The sequence below is a fragment of the Curtobacterium sp. MMLR14_002 genome (genome assembly GCF_001864975.1).
GTDB lineage: Bacteria > Actinomycetota > Actinomycetes > Actinomycetales > Microbacteriaceae > Curtobacterium > Curtobacterium flaccumfaciens.
In genome coordinates this window covers 1-20,994 of the sequence record NZ_MJGT01000083.1, presented here as the reverse complement: position 1 = coordinate 20,994, position 20,994 = coordinate 1, and the positions used below count along the sequence as shown (strand labels likewise).

The following is a 20,994-nucleotide window of genomic DNA, read 5'->3' as shown; positions in this document are numbered from 1 at the left end:
GTGGGGTTCCTCACTGCGGGTGAGCGGCGTCGGACGCGGGCAGCGCACAGCATCGCGTGAACTACCCTGGGATCAGGATATCCACCCCGGGAGCCCCGAACTGTCCGAACAGCACCAGACCGCCACCCTCGACGAGCGCTACGGCCGCACCCCGGCCCGCAAGCGCCGCAGCCGCCTCTTCGCGATCGTCGCGGCCATCGCGGTCGTCGTGGTCTTCGGTGCGTGGGTGATCTGGGCCGGGCTCGACCAGTCCGACCGCGGCCTCGACCAGGACGTCATCGGGTACGAGGTGCTGTCCGAGCACAGCACCGTCGTCCACTCGCAGGTGTCCGTCGACCCGGGTGTCGAGGCGAAGTGCGCCGTGCAGGTCCTCGACAAGAGCTACTCGATCGTGGGCTGGAAGGAGATCACCGTGCCGGCGTCCGAACAGCGCAGCCGGAGCATCTCCACCCAGGTCACCACGACGACGCGGGGCGTGACCGGCTTGATCCACGACTGCTGGATTCCCTAGACTGTCCTGATTCGCCTCTCGAGACCGACCACTCGGCCGGTCTCGTTTTTTCATGGTCGAAGGGACAGAACATGAGCAACGACACGCAGGTCACCTGGCTGACCCAGGAGGCGCACGACCGTCTCAAGGCGGAGCTCGACGAGCTGAGCGGCGAGGGCCGTGCCGAGATCGCGCGCCGCATCGAGGCCGCTCGCGAAGAGGGCGACCTCAAGGAGAACGGCGGCTACCACGCCGCGAAGGACGAGCAGGGCAAGATCGAGGCCCGCATCCGCGTCCTCACCGAGCTCCTGAAGCACGCCACCGTCAGCGAAGCGGAGTTCGACGGAACGGTCGAGCCGGGCACCGTCGTCACGGCGGTCATCGCCGGCGATGAGTCCACCTTCCTGGTCGGCAGCCGCGAGATCGTCGCCGAGGGCTCGGACCTGACGGTCTACAGCCCGGTCAGCCCCGTCGGCGCGGCCATCGTCGGCCTCAAGGCCGGCGACAAGGCCACGTACACGGCGCCGAACGGCAAGGAGATCGCCGTCGAGGTCGTCAAGATCGAGCGTTACGAGCCGTAGACCCGGCCCACTCCTGACAGGAGGCCCGTGGCGACACCGCCACGGGCCTCCTGTCTGTCCGCTGGTCGCGCCCAGGGCGCGCACCGCACTTCCGACACTCCACGCGTCGAACGACTCGTGGATCGTCGCGGACTAGTGCTCGAGCAGCTCCGGGCGGAAGCCCACCTCGTGCAGGCGCTGGATGACCTCCTGCGCGTGCTCGGGGCCGCGCGCCTCGATCGACAGGTCCAGCGCGACCTCGTTGATGACCAGGCCCTGCCCGTGGCGGGTGTGCAGCACCTCCACCACGTTCGCGCCGGCGTCCGAGATGACCTGGGCGACGCGGGCGAGCTGACCCGGACGGTCCGGCAGCATGATGCGGATGCCGATGTAGCGCGACGCGGCCACGAGCCCGCGGGTGATCACACGTTCCATCATGAGCGGATCGATGTTGCCGCCGCTCAGCAGCACCACGGTGCGGCCGGTGTCGCGGACGGCACCGGACATGATCGCGGCGACGCCGACGGCCCCCGCTGCCTCGACCACGAGCTTGGCGCGCTCGAGCAGGACGAGCAGTGCTCGGGCGGTGTCGTCGTCCGAGACGGTGACGATGTCGTCGACCAGGTCGCGGATGATCGGGAAGTTCAGGTCGCCGGGGCGCGCCACCGCGATGCCGTCGGAGATGGTCGGCTTCGTGGTGATGGTGACGGGCTCGCCGGCGGTGATCGACGACGGGTAGGCAGCGGCGTTCTCGGCCTGCACGCCGATGACCCGGATCGGCCGCCCGAGCCGCTCGGCCATGCCCTTCACGGCGAGCGCGATGCCGGAGATGACACCGCCGCCACCGATCGGCACGACGACGGTGTCGACATCGGGCACCTGGTCGATGATCTCGAGGCCGAGCGTGCCCTGCCCGGCGATCACGGCCGGGTGGTCGAACGGCGGGATGAACACGGCGCCGGTGTGGGCGGCGAAGTCCTTCGCGGCGCTCAGCGCCTCTTCCACGGAGTGGCCCCGCAGCACGACGTCGGCGCCGTAGTGGCGGGTGGCCTGCAGCTTGGGCAGGGCGACGCCGACCGGCGTGAAGATTGTCGCGGGGATGCCGAGCTCGCGGGCGGCGAGGGCGACACCCTGCGCGTGGTTGCCGGCACTCGCGGCGACGACACCCTTGGCGCGCTGCTCGGCGGACAGGGTCGAGAGCCGGTTGTAGGCACCGCGCACCTTGTAGGCACCGGTGCGCTGCAGGTTCTCGCACTTCAGGTGCACCGGGGACCCGAGCAGCTCGGCGAGGAACTGCGACGTCTCCATCGGGGTGACGCGTGCGACGCCCTTGATGGTCTCGCGCGCCGCCTCGATGTCCGCGAGGGTCGGGATCGCGGCGAGCGTGTGCGGGGAGGCGCTGGTGTCGGTCACTCCCCCATCATCGTCGTTCCGGGGCCCCGCGGCGAACTCGTGTGACGCTCAGTTGGTGCTGGCGGTGTCTTCTTCGGCCGAGGGACCGGAGTCGACGCCCGGCGCCGGGACGTCGTCCCCGACCTTGTGCCGACGTCGTCGGAGCAACTGGATCTGCCCGTGCTGCCCGCGCTTGGGCGTCGCTTCGAGGACGTGGTCGGAGTCGAGCCGTCGCCAGCGTCCGCTCGCGATGGTGGTGACCATGGCGTTCAACGTCGCGATCAGGGGCACGGCGAAGAAGGCTCCGGCAATGCCGGCGAGCCCGGAGGCCGCGGTGACCCCGAGGACGACCGCCAGCGGGTGGACCTTGACCGCGTTGCCCATGACGAGCGGCTGCAGGATGTGGCCCTCGATCTGCTGGACCAGCAGCACGACCCCGAGCACCAGGACCGCCGCGAGGGGACCGTTGAAGATCAGCGCGACGAACACCGCCAGGAAGCCCGTGACGATCGCGCCGACGACCGGGATGAACGCGCCGAGGAACACGAACGCGGCGATCGGGATCACCAGCGGCATGCCGCCGAAGAAGAGCCCGACGATGAAGGACCCCAGGCCGATGCCGACCGCGTCGACGAACGCGACGAAGATCTGCACGCGGATGAAGCTCGTCAGGGTGATCCAGCCGGCGACACCGGCGCCGTCCACCGCTGCGCGGGCCTTCTTCGGGAACAGCCGCACGGACCAGCGCCAGACGTTCTTGCCGTCGATCAGCAGGAAGATCGTGGTGAACAGGATGATGAAGAGCGCCTCGAACGCGTGCGTCGCACCCGAACCCGCGCTGGCGACCCCGGACAGGATCGACGCGGAGTTGTCCTGCAGCCACTTCGTGCCGTCGTCGAGCCACCCGTTGACGTCGGACTGGCTGATGCCGAACCCGGAGCTCAGGACGAAGTCCTTGATGTTCGCGTACTGGTCGACCGTCCGGTCACGCAGGGACGGGTAGGACGCGATGATCTGGTCGACGACGAGCCAGATCAGGCCACCCAGGGCCGCGATGCCGCCGAGCAGGCTCATCACGACGGCGAGCCACTTCGGCACGTGGTGCCGCTGCAGCCAGTTGGAGATCGGCACGAGGAGGGCCGAAACCACGATGCCGACCAGGAACGGGATGAGGATCTCGCTGAAGACCGTGACGAGCCAGATGAAGACGGCGATCACGCCCACGACGACGAGCGCCCGCCACGACCACGCGCCCGCGATGCGCACGCCGACCGGGACGGATTCCTCGACCACGGGGTCGGGGTGTGTCTGCTTGCTTCCCCATGCCATGGGCCCGAGTGTAGCGATGTGCTTCCCGTCAGGTGCCAGATACGGCATACGTTCGTGGACGCTCATGTCGGCGGGGTTCGGTAGCGTCGCGGCATGCCCAGGTCGACGCTCTCCGCCGCCGAGGCCCGTCGGGTCGCACTCGCCGCGCAGGGGTTCGGACGGCCACCCGCCGAGCCGGTCTCGACGCGGGCGCTGAACGCCGCGTTCGGCCGGCTCGGGTTGCTGCAGATCGACTCCGTCAACGTGTTCGAACGCAGCCACTACCTGCCGCTCTTCGCCCGGCTCGGCGCCTACGACCGGTCGACGCTCGACCGGCTGACGCTCGGACGCTCGGGTCCGTACACCGAGTACTGGGCGCACGAGGCGGCGTTCATCCCCCGCGACGACCTGCGGCTGTTCCGGTGGCGGATGGACGCCCTGCGGGAACGGGACGCCGGCCCGACCCGGGTCGACGGCGTCACGCGGACCGCTGCCGTCCGACGCGAACTGCACGCCCTGCTCCGGGCCGAGGGGCCGATGCGGGCGAGCGCGGTGGAGCACGAGTCGAACGTGCGACGCGGCCCCTGGTGGGGGTGGAGCGACGTGAAGCTCGGGCTCGAGCAGATGTTCCGCTGGGGCGAGGCGGTGAGTGCCGGACGAGCCGGGTTCGAGCGGGTGTACGCCCTGCCCGAGCAGGTGCTGCCCGCAGGCTTCCTCGAGACCGCCCCGCCGCGTGCCGACGCCGTGCTCGAGCTCGTGCGCCAGGCCACACGGGCGCTCGGCATCGGCACCCGAGCGGACATCGCGGACTACTACCGGCTGCGCTCCGACGACACGGCCACCGCGATCGCCGAGCTCACCGACGCCGGCGAGCTCCTGCCGGTGCGGGTCGAGGGCTGGGGCGAGCGCGCCTGGCTGCACGCGGGGGCTCGGGTCCCCCGGCAGCTGACGGCGGACGCGGTGCTGAGCCCCTTCGACCCGGTCGTCTGGTTCCGGCGACGGGCCGAGCGGATGTACGGCTTCCACTACCGGATCGAGATCTACACGCCGGCCCCGAAGCGGGTGTTCGGCTACTACGTGCTGCCGGTGCTGCAGGACGACCGGCTCGTCGGGCGGATCGACCTGAAGAGCGACCGGCAGCGCGGGGTGCTCCGCGTCCGGACCGCGTGGCAGGAACCCGGCGAGCACCTGGACCCCGAGCGGCTCGCCGACACACTGCGACGGACCGCGAGCTGGCAGGGCCTCGGCGCGATCGAGGTGACCGACCGAGGAACCGCTGCTGCGGCCGTCGCCGGGGCGCTCGGAGTGCCCCTGGTGCCGCACGAGTCCGCTGACGACGCGGACACCCCCAAACCGATCGAGACGGCCGACGACACCGCCGCCGCCGACGGCATCGACTGACCCGTCAGAACCGGTCGGCGTTCGCCCGCAGCCGCGCGATGCGGTCGGGCAGCGGCGGGTGCGTCGAGAACAGTCGGTCCATCACACCGGGGCGCATCGGGTCGGCGATCCACAGGTGCGCCATCGAGGAGTTCTGCGTCTGCATCGGTCGGCCGTACGCGCCGAGCTTCTCGAGGGCCCGGGCCAGGCCCTCCGGGTGCCGGGTCGTCATCGCACCCGTCGCGTCGGCCAGGTACTCGCGCTGCCGGGACACCGCCGCCTGCACGCCGGCCGCGGCGATCGGGGCCACGATGACGGCGACGATCCCGGCGATGAGCAGCACCGGGTTGGCGCTGCCGCCGTTGTCCGAGTTGCGGTTCCGCCCGCCGGACAGGCCGCTGAAGATCGAGATGCGGAGCAGGACGTCGGCGATGAGGCCAACGGCCACGACGAGTCCGAAGACCATCGTGGACACCCGGATGTCGTAGTTCCGGACGTGTCCGAGCTCGTGCGCCATCACGCCCTGCAGCTCCTGGTCGTCCATGAGCTCGAGCAGCCCCGTCGTCGCCGCCACCACCGCGTGCTCCGGGTCACGCCCGGTGGCGAAGGCGTTCGGCGAGGGATCGGGGATGACGAACACCCGGGGCATCGGCATGCCGGTCGCGATGGCGAGGTTCTCGACGGTGCGCCACAGCCGTGGTTCGGAGGCACGGTCGATCTCGACTCCACCGGCGATCGCGGTGGCCTGTCGTGCCGCCAGGAAGTACTGCAGCACCGCGTACCCGAGCGCGACAACGAGCACGATGAAGCCGATCGAGACGTTGCCGGCGAGGTACCCGCCGAGGAACCCGAGCGCGCCGATGATCAGCAGGAACACCAGGACGATGACCACGGTGTTGCGCTTGTTCCGCGCGATGGCGCTGTACACGTCGGATCCGACGCTGGGGTCAGAACTGGACGCGCGGCGGCTCGGCGATGGCCGCCGGCTCGTTCGTCTCGAAGAACGGGGCCTCGGAGAAACCGCGGTTCTTCGCGAACGTGGAGTTCGGGAACACCCGGATCTTCGTGTTCAGCTCACGCACGCCACCGTTGTAGAAGCGGCGGGCGGCCTGGATCTTGTCCTCGGTGTCGACGAGCTCGGACTGCAGCTGCAGGAAGTTCTGGCTCGACTGCAGCTGCGGGTACCCCTCGGCCACCGCGAAGACGCTCTTGAGCGCCTTCTGCATGTGCCCCTCGGCGGTGGAGGCCGTGTCGGCGTCACCGGCGGACAGGGTCTCGGCGCGGGCCTTCGTCACGTCGTCGAAGAGCGCCTTCTCGTGCGTGGCGTACCCCTTGACCGTGTCCACGATGGTGGGGATCAGGTCGGCGCGGCGCTTCAGCTGCACCGAGATGTCGCTCCAGGCCTCGTCGACCCGGACCTTGAGCGTGACGAGGGAGTTGTACGTCACCCAGAGGTAGATCCCGATGATCACCAGGACGACCACCACCACTCCGACGACGATGAGCGTCGTGACGAGTCCGGTGTCCATGCGGGTGTACTCCTTTGCGCGTCGGGATCCGCGGTGCTGCGTTGGCCTGAACGGCCATCGTGAAGTCTATCGACGCGCTGAGCATGCTCCATTCCGTGAGCAGTGTTCACGGCCGATTCCCGAGTCACGCACACCGGGTTCCCGGACTGCGGCCCGATCCCGAACCTCATCCGCGAGGTGTATTGACCGGAGGCCGCCGATCCCGTGGGATGGGTCCGGTGAACACGACCGGGGAGAACGTGGACGAGAGGGCTGTCGGGGGCGACAGCCCTCGTCGTCGTCCCCGCTTCGCCCTGCTCGCAGCTGCGACGACGGTCCTCGTCGCCGCGCTCCTCGGGGCCGCAGCAGCCCCGGCCATCGCGGTCGCCGCGGACGGCACGTCGGTCGACGCTGCCGCTGCGGACGCCCCGGCAGCCCCCGCCGCCCGGGCAGCCGCCACCCCCACCGCCATCCCCGAGCCGAGCGAGATCGCTCCGCCGAGCCCCGGCCGGCCGGGCGCCCCGACGCCCACCCCCACGCGTCCCGCCGTTCGGCCCACCATCGCCGACCCGGGTGACGTCACGACGGGGACGACGCGTTTCCACGGCACCGGCACCCCCGGGCACACCGTCCGGGTGACCGGCCCGGCCGCGACGGGTTCGTCCGGGTGCACGACCCGGGTGGACCCGAACGGTTCCTGGGCCTGCCTCGGCACCGTCCGCTCGGGCCCGCAACAGGTCTTCACGGTGCGCGACCTCGTCGCCGCACTGCCCGTCGCGAGTGCACCGGCCTCGGACGTCATCGTCCCGCCGACCCTGGCGGCCGCCGGGCCCACCGGCGGAACGGTCTCCGGTACGGGGTACCCCGGATCGACGGTGCTGCTGTCGGAGTCCGGCTCCTCGGCCCAGCAGACCGCCCGGGTCGGTGCGGACGGCCGGTGGGTGGCCGCCCTCGGGTCGCTCGCCGACGGCCGGTTCACCGTCACCGCGTCGCAGACCGCCAGCACGGCGCGCGGCTACCGGTCGGACCTGCGGAGCGCGGCCTCCGCTCCCGTGACGATCACGGTCGACCGCACGGCGCCCGCTGCCCCGCGCATCACGACACCGGACGACGGCCAACGGATCGGCACCCGCTCGACGACGGTCGCCGGGACCGGTGAGCCGGGCGCCCGCGTGACCGTGTACGTCGACCGTGCGCCAGTGTGCGGCGTGGTGGTCGCGCCGGATGCCTCGTGGTCGTGCTCCACCGCGGGGTCGACGCTGCGCGCCGGCGGGCACCAGCTCACCGCGACGCAGCACGACGTCGCTGGCAACTACTCCCGGTCGTCGGCCGCCGTCCGGGTCACGGTGTGGTCCACCACCACGGCCCCGACCGCAACACCGACCCCGGGCGCCACGGACACCCCGGGGACTCCGGGCACGTCGACGCCGGGATCCGGCGCGACGACGGGCACCCCCGGCGCGACCGGCCACGGTGGAACCGGCACCGGCACCGGCACGAACACCGCCGGTCACGGGGGCGACGGCGGCAACGGCGGCAACGGCGGCAACGGCGGCAACGGCAACGAAAGCGGCGGCGCAGCAGGCACCGGCAACGGCCCCAGCGACGGCACCGGCAGCACCCCGGCCGGCGTCGGCAGCGCCGGAGGCCACCCCGACTGGTCCGGCCCCGCCGGCGACTGGACCGCGGCGACGACGTACGACCGCACCGTCCCGACCATCCAGGCCGCGTTCTCGTGGCGGACCGTCCTGGTCGCCACCGCCGTCGCCGCCGGGTTCCTCCTGCTGATCGCCGCCCCGCTCGCCCTCGTGGCCGCGGCCACCCGGGGTCGCCTCCGCTCGCCGTTCGCCGGGCTGCTCGGCCGCAACCGCTCGCGGTCGGACCGCACCGGCGGCGACGACGTCCTGCCGACCTGGGCGTCGATCACCATCGCGGTGTCCGTCGCGGCGCTGTGCACCCTGCTCGGGGTGGGCGTCGAGCTCGAGGCCCGGTACGCCCGTCTGGCTATCGCCGTCCTCGCCGGGACCGGCGTCCTGACCGCCGCCGTCGTGTTCGCCACGCGGTGGGCAGCCGGCAGCGACCACCGCACGATCGGGTTCCGGGTGTCGCCGTGGCTCGTGCTCGCAGCCCTCGTGGCGTGCGGCATCACCCGCGCGGCGGACCTGTCCCCCGCACTCATCGTCGGGGTCGTCCTCGTGCCGTCCGTCCGCCCCGGACTGGGGACCGGACCGCTCCGCCTGGGTACCGGGATCGCCGCGAGCGCCCGGGGTGCGACCTGGCGTGTGCTGGCCCTGCTCGGACTCGCCGCGGCCGGCTGGGTGCTGCACAGCCTGCTCGCGGGCGGTGGCTTCTGGGTGTCACTCGGGTCGGAGTTCGCCATCACGCTGTGCGTCGGCGGCCTCGGTGCCGTGGTCGCGACCCTGCTGCCCGTCGCGGGGTCCGCAGGCAGCGCGCTGCTCGCCGCCTCACGCGGTCGGTACGTCGCGCTCGCGGTGGTCGCCGTCGCGCTGACCACCGCGGTCTACTCGGGGACGACCGGCACGCACACCGCACCGGCCCTGCTCGTCGGCATCGCCGCGGCCTGCGTGACAGCCGCGATCGCGGCCCTGGTCTGGCTGCGCACCGACCGGCGCGCGGCCCGCGTCTGACCCGAGCCGGGCCTCCAGAGCGGCGCGCCGTACCACCCGTCGGACAGAAGACGCACTTCCGGGCCGGTTCGCGGACAGCGGGCTAGTGTGACGATCGGTGCTGGTCGCACCGCACGGAGGACGTTCGCCGTCCCGCACGGACGACCGACGCCGCACCGGACCAGCGGTGCAGCAGTGCCGCGCGACCGGTGCCCGCGCAGCACCGACGGTGTGCACCGCACGACCGCGGCAGGAGCGATGATGACCGACACCCGACCCGACACCCACCCCGACACGGACACCCGGTCCGACTACGACGCGACGCGCTTCCGCGAGGTGTTCGAGGGCAGCTTCACCTACGCCAACGGCTTCGCCCGCAACACCCACCGCTTCGCCGGCCGACCCGCGCTGCGCGAGCCGGAGACGGACCGCTCGTGGACCTACGCCGAACTCGGCGACGTCGTCGACCGGATCGCCGGGTGGCTCGTCCGGCACGGTGGCGGACGAGGTTCCGTCGTGATGGTCGAGCTGTTCAACACACCCGAGTTCGCGATGCTCTACTTGGCCTGTCACCGCATCGGCGCGGTGTTCTCGCCGACGAACTTCCGGCTCGCACCGGACGAGGTCGCGTTCATCATCGAGGACTCCGCACCCGCCGTCCTGGTGCACGACACCGAGCGGACGAGTGCGATCGCCGCCGCGATCGAGTCCTCGCCGCACCGGCCGGACCAGGTCGTCCCGGTCGGCGGCGACCACGACCGGTTCGCCGAGCTGCTCGCGTCCGAGCCCCTCTCCCCCGAGGAAATCGGGGCGATCGGTCCGCGCAGCACCTACGACGAGTCCACCCGGCTCTACACCTCGGGCACCACCGGTCGGCCGAAGCCCGTACCCCTGCCGAGCCTGGTCGAGGTGCTCAGCGCGCACGACGTGGTCATGCACTTCCCGCTCAGTCCGTTCGACAAGACGCTCAACATGTCGCCGCTGTTCCACCGCGGCGGCCTGTACTCCGGCGGCCCGAACCCGGTGTTCTACGTCGGCGCGGAACTCACGACGCTGCGCCACTTCGACGCCGACCGGGTGCTCGACCTGGTCGAGTCCGAACGCCTGACGTTCCTGATCGGCGCTCCGCCGAACCTGGTGCAGCTCGCCGACGCGCAGGAACGCCGGGCGCGGGACCTGTCGAGCCTCAACGGCATCGTCACGATGGGCGCACCGCTCGACCGCGCCGCGGCACTGCGCTACCAGGAGCTACTGTCGCCGCGGATCTTCAACGGCTACGGCACCACCGAGACCTTCTGGAACACGTTCCTGCGCCCCGAGGACTTCCCGGACGGCGCCGGTTCCACCGGTCGCGCATCGACCGACGACGACGTCGCCGTCGTCCGCGTGCACGAGGACCGTCTGGCCGACCCGACCGACACGGTGGCGAAGGACGGCACCGAGATCGGCGAGTTCGCCGTGCGCACCGTGAAGTCCGGCTACTCGTACCGGAACCCCGGGCTCGAGGCGGAGAAGTTCGCGAACGGCTGGTTCTACCCCGGCGACCTCGCCACGTGGGACGAGCACGAGCGGGTCACGATCGTGGGCCGCAAGGACGACATGGTCATCTCCGGCGGCGAGAACGTGCACCCCGTCCAGGTCGAGGCGGTGCTGCAGGAGCACCCCGGGGTCGCCGACTCCATCGTGGTGGGCGTGCCGGACCCGCGGTGGGGCGAGGTCGTCACGGCGTACGTCGTCCGTGCCGGCGACCGGCTGCCGGCCGACGACGCCGAGGCAGCGGCCGCGCTCGAGGAGTGGACCGGCTCCCACCCGGGCCTCGCCCGGTACAAGCGCCCACGGCGGTACCGCTTCGTCACGGACCTCCCCTACAACGCCACCGGCAAGAAGGTGCACTACCTGGCGAAGGACACGGCCGCGGCGGACCAGGCAGCGGGCCGGCTGATCGAGCCGTAGCGCGCCCGGTACCCGGCCGGTGACGGCCTGGAGGCCCGTGGCGGCGCCGCCACGGGCCTCCGGGCCGTCAGTTGGTCGCGTCCACCGCGCGCCGGGGCGCGTTGCGGGCGAAGAGGCCGGGCAGGAGCCCGCCGATCTTCGTCCCGATGCACAGGCTGACGAAGGTCGCGAGCGGGGTCGCGAGCGCCTCCGGATCGAAGGTGGCCACCGCCACCAGCCCGACCGTCCCCGGCACGAGCAGCAGGAACGCCGGGAAGAACGACACCGTCGCCGGGATCGCCGGCACGAGCCGCTCGAGCAACCGGGCCGCGACGAACAGCAGCGCCGCTGCGGCCCCGGTCGCCACGACGCTGCCCCAGAGCGGCGTCGTCGTGCTCACCACGGCGTAGGCGGTGACCATGACCGCCACCGACACGAGCGTCAGGCGCCACCCGGACCGGAACACCAGACCGAGCCCGACCGCGAGCACCACGACGGCCACCCACGACACCCAGTACGCCGGCACCGACTCCCAGCCGGCCAGGTCCGTGCCGACCCCCGCGACCTCGCCGACGAGCGCCGCCGACGACGGGTCGACGTGCAACCCGGTCAGGGCGCTGCCGGACGCGATGCCGGCGGCCATGAAGCCGAGCATGATGAGCCCCTGCACCAGTCGGGACGACCCGGTGACGATGTCCGCGGCGGTGAGTTCGAGCAACGCGTTGGTGATGAGTGCGCCGGGGACGAACACCGCCACCGGGGCGCAGACCGCGAAGAGCGGGACCTGCTCGAACCCGGTGCCCGCGGCGACCAGGCCGACGATCGCCGTCGACACGAACGCGGCCAGGAACGGGATGATCGCCACGGCCTCGCGGAAGCGCCGGAGGACCAGTCCGATCACGCCGACCAGGCCGCCGACGACGAGCGCCAGGACGATCGCCCACCAGGGGCAGCGGAAGACGACGGCCAGGCCGGCCGAGGTCAGGGCGTTGCCGAGGATCCACGGCAGCGCGGGCGGCGGGACGGTGCCGGCCCGGATGGCCCGGACGCGGGCGGGGATCTCGGCGAGGGCGATGGAGCCACTCTCGAGCCCGAGCACGACGCGGTTGGCGCGGGCGGCCTGGCGGGACGACAGTTCGACGCCCTCGGCGTTGACGATGGTGGCGGCGCCCGTCGAGACCTCGCTCACCATCACCAGGGCGGGCAGGACGCCGATCGCGAGCGTCGGTCCGACCCCGGCGGCGTCCCGGGCCTTCTCGAGCGCCGACCGGACGTCGGTGACGGAGCTGCCGGCGTCCAGGAGCAGGGCTCCGAGGGTGCCGAGGAGCATGCCGACCGGGACGCTCTCGCCGTCGACGACCTCGACGTGGGCCTCCGGTCGGCGGAGGGCGTTCTGCAGGTTGGCGAGTGCGCTTCCGAGTCCGACCACGATCGTCGATGCTACTGGGCGTGCGGGGTGCGCGGGTCGCGTGCGGTGTTCGGTACCCCCGGTGGGACTCGAACCCACAACTCAGCGATTTTAAGTCGCGTGCCTCTACCGATTGGGCCACGGGGGCGGGCCGCAACAGCCTACCGATGCACGAAGGCGGCCACCCTTCGCAGGTGACCGCCTTCTTGACGAGCGTTGCTACTTGGCGTCGGCCGGGGCCGTCACCGGCTCGGGGGCGTTGGAGACGTCCTTCGCGGGCTCGCCGTAGACGGGACCGGCGGCACCGGCGACCTTGCCCTCTTCCGGAGCCGGGGCTGCGGCGGGCGCGGCCGGGGCCTCGGCAGCGGGCTTCGGACGGGACGCGAACGCCTCGAACGCGGCACGCGGGGTCTCGCGGTCGTCGAGCGACACGATGTCGCGGCCCAGGAAGAAGCCACCGACCCAGTCGCCGATGACGCGCCACTTGCGCTCCCACGACGGCATGGCCAGGCCGTGGTAGCCGCGGTGTGCACCCCAGGCCAGGAAGCCCTTCATGGCGAACTTGCCGGACTGGAACACACCGGTGCCCAGGCCGAGACCCGCGACGGCGCCGAGGTTCTCGTGCTTGTAGTCGGTCGTCGCCTCGCCACGGATGGTCGCGACGACGTTCTTCGCGAGCTGCTTGGCCTGGCGCACGGCGTGCTGGGCGTTCGGCACGCAGAACCCGCCGACACCGCCACCGGTCAGGTCCGGCACGGCTGCGACGTCGCCGCAGGCCCATGCGTCGGCGATCACGCCGTTGTCGTCGACCACGCGCAGGTCGGGCTGCACGCGGATGCGGCCACGCTGCTCGAGCGGGAAGTCGGTGCCCTTGACCATCGGGTTCGCCATGACGCCGGCGGTCCAGATGATGAGGTCGGACGGGATCGTCTCGATCGCGCCGTCGCTCGTCTTGAGCTCGCAGACGCCGCCCACGGCCGAGGCCAGCTGGGTCTCGAGGTGCACGGTCGCGCCACGCTCGGCGAGGTTCTTGAGCACCCAGTGCGAGGTCTCGAGCGAGACCTCGGGCATGATGCGGCCCATCGCCTCGACCAGGTGGAAGTGCGTGTCGTCGAAGGACAGCTGCGGGTGGCTCTTCAGCAGGTCGGTGACGAAGGAGCGGAGCTCGGCGAACACCTCGATGCCGGCGAAGCCACCACCGACGACGACGACGGTGAGCAGGCGGTCGCGCTCGGGACCGGCCGGCAGGTTCGCCGCCTTGTGGAAGTTGCTGAGGATGCGGTCACGGATCGACGCGGCTTCCTCGATGGTCTTCAGGCCGATGGCCTCGTCCGCGACGCCCGGGATCGGGAACGTGCGGGACACCGCGCCGGCGGTCATGACGATCTGGTCGTAGGACTCCTCCCACGCCTCACCCTCGGTCGGGGTGATCGTCGCCGTCTTGGTGGCGTGGTCGACCTTGGTGACCTTCGCCGTGACGACGCGGGTCTTCTTGAGGTGACGACGGTGCGCGACGACCGCGTGACGCGGCTCGATGGAACCGGCGGCGACCTCGGGCAGGAACGGCTGGTACGTCATGTACGGCAGCGGGTCCACCATGACGACCTCGGCTTCGCCCTGGCGAAGGTGCTTCTCGAGCTTCCATGCGGTGTAGAAACCGGCGTAACCGCCGCCGACGACGAGGATCTTGGGCACGGGGGATGATCTCCTTGGATGGGGGTGTGCGGGAGTCGGGTCAGACTTCGCCGCCACCCGCCCCGACTCCAGCGTCTGCACCGTCATCATACGCCCGGCACTCACACCGGGAGGGCGACCAGTCCGCGCGCTCGAGCGCGAGGTCGCCGATGGGGTTGACGCCGGGTCCGGCGGCGAGGGCGTGGCCGACGAGGGCGTGCAGGCACTTCACGCGGGTGGGCATGCCACCGGCGCTGATGCCGTCGATCTCGTCGACGTGTTCGATCGACTCGCGATCGGCCAGGTAGGACTCGTGGGCCGCGCGGTACTGCGCGGCGACTTCGGGGTCCTCGAGCAGGGCTGCCAGCTCGGGCATCACCTGGTTGGCCTCGAGGGTGCTGACCGCAGCGGTGGCCGCGGGGTGGCACAGGTAGTAGAACGTCGGGAACGGGGTGCCGTTCGACAGCCGGGGCTTCGTGGAGACGACGGTGGGGTTGCCACAGACGCAGCGTGCCGCGATCCCGATGACGTCACGCGCCGGTCGGCCGAGCTGCGCCGACACGACCTGGACGTCGCGGTCGGAGGGCGGGTCGAAGGGAGGGGTCGTCACGGGAACGTGAGCCTACCGGAGAAGCGGAACCCCTCGCACCGTCGGGCCGGACGGCTCCGCGCCGCGCGGTTCGGACTACTTGCTGTCGCCCGTGCCGGAGACGTCGGGGGCGACGAGGTCGGCGGCACGCTCGTCGGTGAGCCCGGACTGCAGCACCGACGAGAGCATCGCCTGCACCCAGTCGACCTTGGGCGTCTGCACCTTCGCGCTCACGGGGGTGCCCGAGTCGGTGGTGGGGGTCTTCTCGGTCCGCTTGTCCTCGGTGCCCATCACGAGGTAGCTCTCCTCGCCCGGGTACACGTAGAGCAGCCGGTCACGAGCCTGCGCCTCGATGTATGCCGGGTCGTCCCAGCGTGCGACGTCCTTCTTCTTCTGCGTGACGTCGGCCTTCTGGCTCGCGACCTCCTGCTGCTGCTGGGCGATCTGCTCCTGCTGCTGGATGAGCGTCCGGAGCGACGGCGCGAGCACCACCACGAAGAGCACGATGATCGCGAGCATGAGCAGGCTGAACCCGGAGAAGTGGATCGAGCGGTACCAGGGCTGCGCGGGCGTGCTGCCGTCGGGCATCGCCACGGGGACGCGGCGGACGCGGGGCTTCTGGCTGGGCACGGTCCGACGATAACCCGGCACGGTCGGTCGGGCCGCCCGGCACGCGGCCGTTCGGCGCCCTCTCAGCGTCTCGCGTCCCACGGTGCTGCCCAGCAGAAGACGCCGTCGTCTCCTCGAGACGCCTCCGGATTCGGCGGCGTCTCACGGACTTCGCGGCGTCAGGCTGACACGACGGCGTCACGCCGACGGCGGGCGGGTCCGGGTCCGATCGAGGCAGCCGGGAGGCACGGCTCCGGCCCGTCCGTCCGTCCCGCACCCGGAGTGGTCACCACAAACCGCCCGGTGCACGTCCGGTGGTCACGTCCTGTCGGCCGAGCCCGGGCCAGCCGACGACTCGCGACCACTCGACGCAGCGCGCGCGGCACGTCCCGACCGCTCGGCACTCCGGGGCTGCACACACGACGAGACGCCGTCCTCCTGGAGGAGGACGGCGTCTCGGTGGTGCGGGTACTGCTGAGCGGCTGGTTACAGCGACGCGGCGCGCGGGAAGGCCGAGCGACCGGCGTACACCGCGGCGTCGCCGAGCTCTTCCTCGATGCGGAGCAGCTGGTTGTACTTCGCGACGCGGTCCGAGCGGGCCGGGGCGCCGGTCTTGATCTGACCACCGTCGACCGCGACCGCGATGTCCGCGATCGTGGTGTCCTCGGTCTCGCCGGAGCGGTGCGACAGGATCGAGGTCAGGCCGTGACGGTGCGCGAGCGAGACCGCGTCGAGCGTCTCGGTGAGCGTGCCGATCTGGTTGACCTTGACGAGGATCGAGTTCGCGGCCTTCTCGTCGATGCCCCGCTGCAGACGCTTCGGGTTGGTGACGAACAGGTCGTCGCCGACGATCTGGACCTTGTCGCCGAGCTCGGCGGTCAGGTGCGACCAGCCCTCCCAGTCGTCCTCGGCCAGCGGGTCCTCGATGGTGACGAGGGGGTAGTTCGCGACGAGCTCGGCGAAGTAGGAGGTGAACTCCTGGCTCGAGAGCTGCTTGCCCTCGAACTGGTACTTGCCGTCCGAGAAGAACTCGGTGGACGCGACGTCGAGGCCGACGGCGATGTCCTTGCCGGGCGTGTAGCCGGCCTTCTCGATCGCGGTGAGCAGGAAGTCGAGCGCCGCGCGGTTCGACGCGAGCTCCGGCGCGAAGCCGCCCTCGTCGCCGAGGCCGGTGGCCAGGCCCTGCTTCTTCAGCTCGCCCTTGAGGGCGTGGTAGGTCTCGACACCCCAGCGGAGTGCCTCGGAGAAGGACTCGGCGCCGTAGGGCACCAGGAAGAACTCCTGGATGTCGACGTTGGTGTCCGCGTGGGCACCACCGTTGACGACGTTCATCAGCGGGACGGGCAGCGTGTGCGCGTTCGGGCCGCCGAGGTAGCGGAAGAGCGGCAGGTCGACCGAGTCGGCTGCGGCACGGGCCACGGCGAGCGAGGCGCCGAGGATCGCGTTCGCGCCGAGGCGGGACTTGTTCTCGGTGCCGTCGAGCTCGATGAGCGCGGCGTCGACGAGGCGCTGGTCGGTGGCGTCGAAGCCCTCGAGCGCCGGTCCGATCTCGTCGAGGACGGCGTCGACGGCCTTGAGCACGCCCTTGCCGCCGTAGCGCGAGGCGTCGCCGTCGCGCAGCTCGTACGCCTCGAACGCGCCGGTGGATGCACCGGACGGGACGAGCGCGCGGGACACGACGCCGTCGTCGAGCAGGACCTCGACCTCGACCGTCGGGTTGCCTCGGGAATCGAGGACTTCGCGTGCGCCTACGGCATCGATCAGGGCCACGGGGTACTCCCTACACATTGGTTGTGGTGATTGCGGTGTCGATCCTAGCGAGCGGAGGTGAACACGACGTCGGCCGTGACGCCCCGCTGTGGACGAGTCCGTGCTGGAACGAGGACTGGGTGCTCAGTCGAGCGGGCGGAACTCGACGCCCTCGAGCGACGCGGTGTCCGCCGAGACGGTCGCGAACGCCGTGAAGCCCTGGGCGGCGAGGCCGGCGAGCAGGTTCTTGGTGTTCTTCGTGCGACGCTCGAGCCGGACGCGCCGGTGGGACGCCAGCGCCTCGGTCTTCAGCGCGGCGAGCCGGACCGGGTCGACGTCCTTGTCGTACACGAGCACGACGGCGTCGGCCTCGGCGGACTCCGGGAGGGTCACGAGGTCGACGAGCCGCTCGAACCCGAGCGAGAACCCGACCGCGGGGACGTCCTGCCCGAGGAACCGGCCGATCATCCCGTCGTACCGGCCGCCGCCACCGAGGCTGTAGCCGAAGTCGGGGTGCGCGACCTCGAAGATCGTGCCCGTGTAGTAGCCCATGCCGCGCACGAGCGTCGGGTCGAAGCGCAGGTCCACCCCGGGCAGCGCCTCGCGCAGGCGGAGCAGGTCGGCGAAGGCCTCGGCGTCGAGCCACGGCGCCCCCTCGACCGACGTCCAGTCGGCGGCCTCGAGCGCGCGGATGGTGTCCTCGAGCCCGGGCAGGTCGGCACCCACGGTGCTGCGGAGCTCCGCCGCGACGCCGTCCGCACCGATCTTGTCGAGCTTGTCGATCGTGATGAGCGCGCGGTCCGCGGCGGCCGGCTCGGTGATCCCCCACGACGCGAGGAGCGCCAGCAGGATCCGGCGGTCGTTGATCCGGATCGTCGTGCCGCGGACCCCGAGGGCGTCGAGGGCCGCGGTCGTCGCGCGGATGAGCTCGATCTCGGCGAGCTGCCCGGGCTCCCCCAGGATGTCGATGTCGCACTGCACGAACTGGCGGTAGCGACCCTTCTGCGGGCGCTCGGCACGCCAGACCGGCGCGATCTGCACGGACCGGAACACCGACGGCAGCTCCGCACGGTGCGAGGCGTAGAACCGGGCGAGCGGGACCGTCAGGTCGAACCGGAGACCGAGGTCGGCGAGGTCCAGCGGCGCCTCGGCCACCTGCAGGTCCTCGATGGTGAGCCCGCGCCTCATCACCGCGAACGCCAGCTTCTCGTTGTCACCGCCGAGCCCGGAGTGCAGCCGCGCAGCGTCCTCCACCACCGGGGTCTCGATCTCGTCGAAACCGTGCCGTGAGTAGACGTCCCGCACGACACCGAGCACGTGCTCGCGCCGGGCCTTGTCCGCCGGGAGGAAGTCACGCATGCCACGGGGTGCCGTCACGGTCGTTGCCATGCGGTCAATTCTGGCAGACGGGCGTCTCCGGCTTGCGCGCATGCCGACCCACTGGCATACTGCATGCAGAACCTCGGTCCGGATCGTGCCTGATCCACGCTCCGGACCGATTCGCGGGGCGACGTGCTGCAGTGCGTCCCGCGGTTCGAGCGGGCTTCCCTGTCGGCCCCTCTCCCTGGTGGAGCCGACGCCCGCTCACGGGCGCCCTCTCTTTTTCGGGTTGGGAGGGCGCCCGTTCTCCCCTGCCCGGAGCGATCTCCCGACCGGGGATCACTCCACAGCCCGACCGGCCTCCTCCAGCGCCGACACCGCGGCCCGCAGACTCGCGACCGGGTCCACCCCGCGTCGTGCCGCAGCCGCGACCTCCCCGAGCACCGCTCGCCCCCATTCGGCGTCGACCGTCCCCACCCCGTCGTCCGCAGCGGGCGCGGCCGACGCGGCGGGCGCGGCGGACGCACCACGGGCCTCCGGGCCGACGCCGGAACCGGCCCCGACGACGGACGCGACGACCGCGTCGGCGTCCCCACGTTCCCCCAGGCGTTCCAGCAGCTTCACCGCGCGCTCCAGCGGCGGCATCGCCCGCGGCACCCCGTCGAACGCACTCCGCCGACTCGCCTTCTCGGCCGCCTTGGCCGCACGCCAGACCCGCACGACGTCCTCGACGGTGTCCGCCGTCTCGTCGCCGAACACGTGCGGGTGCCGCCTGGTCATCTTGTCCCGCACCCCGGCGGCGACGTCCTCGAGGGTGAAGTCCCCCGCCCGGGCGGCGATCCCCGCGTGCAGGACCACCTGGTAGAGCAGGTCGCCGAGTTCCTCGCGGACGTCGTCCGGGTCGCCGTCGTCGATCGCGTCGACGAGTTCGTACGACTCCTCGACGGCGTAGCGGGCGAGCGAGGCGTGGGTCTGCGTCCGGTTCCAGACGCACCCGCCGTCCTCGGCGAGCAGGCGGTCGACGACGGTCACGAGATCCGGTACGGCGGTCATCACGTCATCGTGCCACCCGCGTAGACTGGTCGTGGTGTGTCGGGAAGTCTGGTCGACGGACACTCACCCGACCCCTCGAGACGGAGATCCATGTCGTCCCTCGTCCGCTCCCCCCGCTTCAGCGCCATCGCGCTCCTCACCGCCGCCGTGCTCGGCCTGGTCGTGGCGAACTCCCCGATCGGCCCCGGCCTCGAACGGCTGCTCGACGCGCACCTGCCGCTCGGTGCCCTCGGCCTCGACCTGTCGATCGCGCACTGGATCAGCGACGGGCTGCTCGCGGTCTTCTTCCTGCTCGTCGCGATCGAGCTGAAGCAGGAACTCGTCGACGGCGAGCTGTCGAACCCCAAGACCGCGATCATCCCCGCCATCGCGGCGGTCGGCGGCGTGCTGGTCCCGGCCGGCATCTTCCTGCTCGTCACCGCGGGGACGCAGTACACGCACGGTTGGCCGATCCCGACGGCGACGGACATCGCGTTCGCGCTCGGGGTGCTCGCCATGTTCGGTCGCGGGCTGCCGAGCGGCATCCGGGTGTTCCTGCTCGCGCTGGCCGTGCTCGACGACCTCATCGCGATCATCATCATCGCCGTGGTGTTCGCGCACGACACCGACTTCCTGGCCCTCGCGGGCGCTGTCGTCACCCTCGCGGTGTTCTGGCTGCTCGGACGGATGCTCCGTCCGGGGCGCAGCGGGCAGACGTTCATCATCGTGGCCATGGTCGTGGTCGGGCTCCTGACCTGGTGGCTCGTCTACCACTCCGGTGTGCACGCCACGATCGCCGGCGTCGCCCTCGGGCTCGTGCTGCCCCGCCGCCCGGGCCACACCCTGCACGAGAACGTCGAGCCGTGGTCGAACGCCATCGTGCTGCCGGTGTTCGCGTTCGCGTCGGCCGCCGTCATCATCCCCTCGGTCGGCATCAGCGAGCTCTCCCCCACGTTCTGGGCGGTCGTCCTCGCTCTGCCGGTCGGCAAGGTCATCGGCATCACGCTGTTCGGCACGATCGCCACGCGGATCTTCCGCTCGCCAGGCCGCTCGTCGCTGTCGTTCTTCTCGATCATCACCGTCGGCGTGCTCGGCGGCATCGGGTTCACGGTGTCGCTGCTCATGAACGAGCTGGCGTTCGCCCGCAACGAGGAGATCCTCGACGAGGGCGTCCTCGCCGTGCTCGTCGGCTCGGGCATCGCCATCGTCGCGTCGGCGGTCGTCGTGACCCTGCGGGCGCGGGCGTACCGCGCGCGCCGCGAGCTGTCCGAGGCCGAGGACACCGAGTAGCGGCTCGCGGCCCGCGGTTCGCACCCGTTCCACGACAGGCCACGCGTCGTTCGACGCGTGGATCGTCGCGGACGGCGTGCGCGCCGTGGACGTGGCCACGGACCGACTGGAGGCACGGTGCGGGCC

General features: G+C 71.6%; 17 protein-coding genes and 1 tRNA gene. 6 read left to right on the top strand and 12 right to left on the bottom strand.

Translation table 11 applies throughout. The features are described from left to right. Positions 1-19: 19 nt before the first annotated feature. Together BIU91_RS14985 and greA are read left to right on the top strand one after the other, a co-directional pair. Positions 20-511, top strand: coding sequence for a DUF4307 domain-containing protein (locus BIU91_RS14985; protein WP_017886738.1), 492 nt, complete (start codon positions 20-22; stop codon positions 509-511). Positions 512-582: 71 nt separating this feature from the next. After that, positions 583-1,071, top strand: coding sequence for a transcription elongation factor GreA (gene greA, locus BIU91_RS14980; protein WP_017886739.1), 489 nt, complete (start codon positions 583-585; stop codon positions 1,069-1,071). A gap of 132 nt (positions 1,072-1,203) precedes the next feature. On the opposite strand, the gene ilvA is transcribed toward greA, so the two are convergent. Together ilvA and BIU91_RS14970 are read right to left on the bottom strand one after the other, a co-directional pair. After that, a complete protein-coding gene (ilvA, locus tag BIU91_RS14975) occupies positions 1,204-2,463 on the bottom strand; it encodes a threonine ammonia-lyase (RefSeq protein ID WP_071406124.1) in 1,260 nt (419 codons plus the stop codon). A 48-nt stretch (positions 2,464-2,511) separates the two neighbouring features. After that, complete coding sequence (locus tag BIU91_RS14970) at positions 2,512-3,771, bottom strand: AI-2E family transporter (protein WP_051596497.1); 1,260 nt, start codon at positions 3,769-3,771, stop codon at positions 2,512-2,514. Between the two features lie 93 nt (positions 3,772-3,864). Between BIU91_RS14970 and BIU91_RS14965 the strand changes: the two genes are divergently transcribed. After that, on the top strand, positions 3,865-5,151 hold the full coding sequence (locus tag BIU91_RS14965) for a crosslink repair DNA glycosylase YcaQ family protein (protein ID WP_071406123.1): 1,287 nt from the start codon (positions 3,865-3,867) through the stop codon (positions 5,149-5,151). Positions 5,152-5,155: 4 nt separating this feature from the next. Here BIU91_RS14965 and BIU91_RS14960 read toward each other — a convergent pair whose 3' ends face one another. After that, on the bottom strand, positions 5,156-6,058 hold the full coding sequence (locus BIU91_RS14960) for a M48 family metalloprotease (protein WP_071406122.1): 903 nt from the start codon (positions 6,056-6,058) through the stop codon (positions 5,156-5,158). Between the two features lie 19 nt (positions 6,059-6,077). Then, positions 6,078-6,659, bottom strand: a complete 582-nt coding sequence (locus BIU91_RS14955; RefSeq protein ID WP_071406121.1) for a LemA family protein — start codon at positions 6,657-6,659, stop codon at positions 6,078-6,080. 218 nt (positions 6,660-6,877) lie between these two features. Here BIU91_RS14955 and BIU91_RS14950 point away from each other — a divergent pair, with 218 nt between their 5' ends. Together BIU91_RS14950 and BIU91_RS14945 are read left to right on the top strand one after the other, a co-directional pair. Further along, positions 6,878-9,286, top strand: a complete 2,409-nt coding sequence (locus tag BIU91_RS14950) for an Ig-like domain-containing protein (RefSeq protein WP_139196869.1) — start codon at positions 6,878-6,880, stop codon at positions 9,284-9,286. A 240-nt stretch (positions 9,287-9,526) separates the two neighbouring features. Next, positions 9,527-11,218: an AMP-binding protein gene (locus BIU91_RS14945; protein WP_071406127.1), complete on the top strand. Its 1,692-nt coding sequence runs from the start codon at positions 9,527-9,529 to the stop codon at positions 11,216-11,218. Between the two features lie 67 nt (positions 11,219-11,285). Here the strand turns inward: BIU91_RS14945 and BIU91_RS14940 are convergent, their stop codons facing one another. From BIU91_RS14940 to BIU91_RS14905, 8 genes are all read right to left on the bottom strand, one after another. Continuing rightward, positions 11,286-12,626, bottom strand: coding sequence for a threonine/serine exporter family protein (locus tag BIU91_RS14940; protein WP_084741329.1), 1,341 nt, complete (start codon positions 12,624-12,626; stop codon positions 11,286-11,288). A 53-nt stretch (positions 12,627-12,679) separates the two neighbouring features. Continuing rightward, a tRNA-Leu gene (locus BIU91_RS14935) sits at positions 12,680-12,753 on the bottom strand. A gap of 71 nt (positions 12,754-12,824) precedes the next feature. Next, positions 12,825-14,300, bottom strand: coding sequence for an FAD-dependent oxidoreductase (locus BIU91_RS14930; RefSeq protein WP_017886746.1), 1,476 nt, complete (start codon positions 14,298-14,300; stop codon positions 12,825-12,827). Between the two features lie 40 nt (positions 14,301-14,340). Continuing rightward, complete coding sequence (locus tag BIU91_RS14925) at positions 14,341-14,889, bottom strand: DUF501 domain-containing protein (RefSeq protein WP_071406119.1); 549 nt, start codon at positions 14,887-14,889, stop codon at positions 14,341-14,343. Positions 14,890-14,964: 75 nt separating this feature from the next. Then, on the bottom strand, positions 14,965-15,498 hold the full coding sequence (locus BIU91_RS14920) for a septum formation initiator family protein (RefSeq protein WP_071406118.1): 534 nt from the start codon (positions 15,496-15,498) through the stop codon (positions 14,965-14,967). Positions 15,499-15,963: 465 nt separating this feature from the next. After that, positions 15,964-17,247 carry a phosphopyruvate hydratase gene (eno, locus tag BIU91_RS14915; RefSeq protein WP_027464494.1) on the bottom strand — a complete coding sequence of 428 codons (1,284 nt, stop codon included), beginning with the start codon at positions 17,245-17,247 and terminating at the stop codon, positions 15,964-15,966. 123 nt (positions 17,248-17,370) lie between these two features. After that, the gene (hisS, locus tag BIU91_RS14910) at positions 17,371-18,615 is read right to left on the bottom strand and encodes a histidine--tRNA ligase (RefSeq protein ID WP_071406117.1); all 1,245 of its coding nucleotides are present in this window, start codon (positions 18,613-18,615) and stop codon (positions 17,371-17,373) included. Positions 18,616-18,885: 270 nt separating this feature from the next. Beyond that, positions 18,886-19,599, bottom strand: a complete 714-nt coding sequence (locus BIU91_RS14905; RefSeq protein ID WP_071406116.1) for a MazG family protein — start codon at positions 19,597-19,599, stop codon at positions 18,886-18,888. 90 nt (positions 19,600-19,689) lie between these two features. Here BIU91_RS14905 and nhaA point away from each other — a divergent pair, with 90 nt between their 5' ends. Then, on the top strand, positions 19,690-20,868 hold the full coding sequence (gene nhaA, locus BIU91_RS14900; RefSeq protein ID WP_071406115.1) for a Na+/H+ antiporter NhaA: 1,179 nt from the start codon (positions 19,690-19,692) through the stop codon (positions 20,866-20,868). The last annotated feature ends 126 nt before the right edge of the window (positions 20,869-20,994 follow it).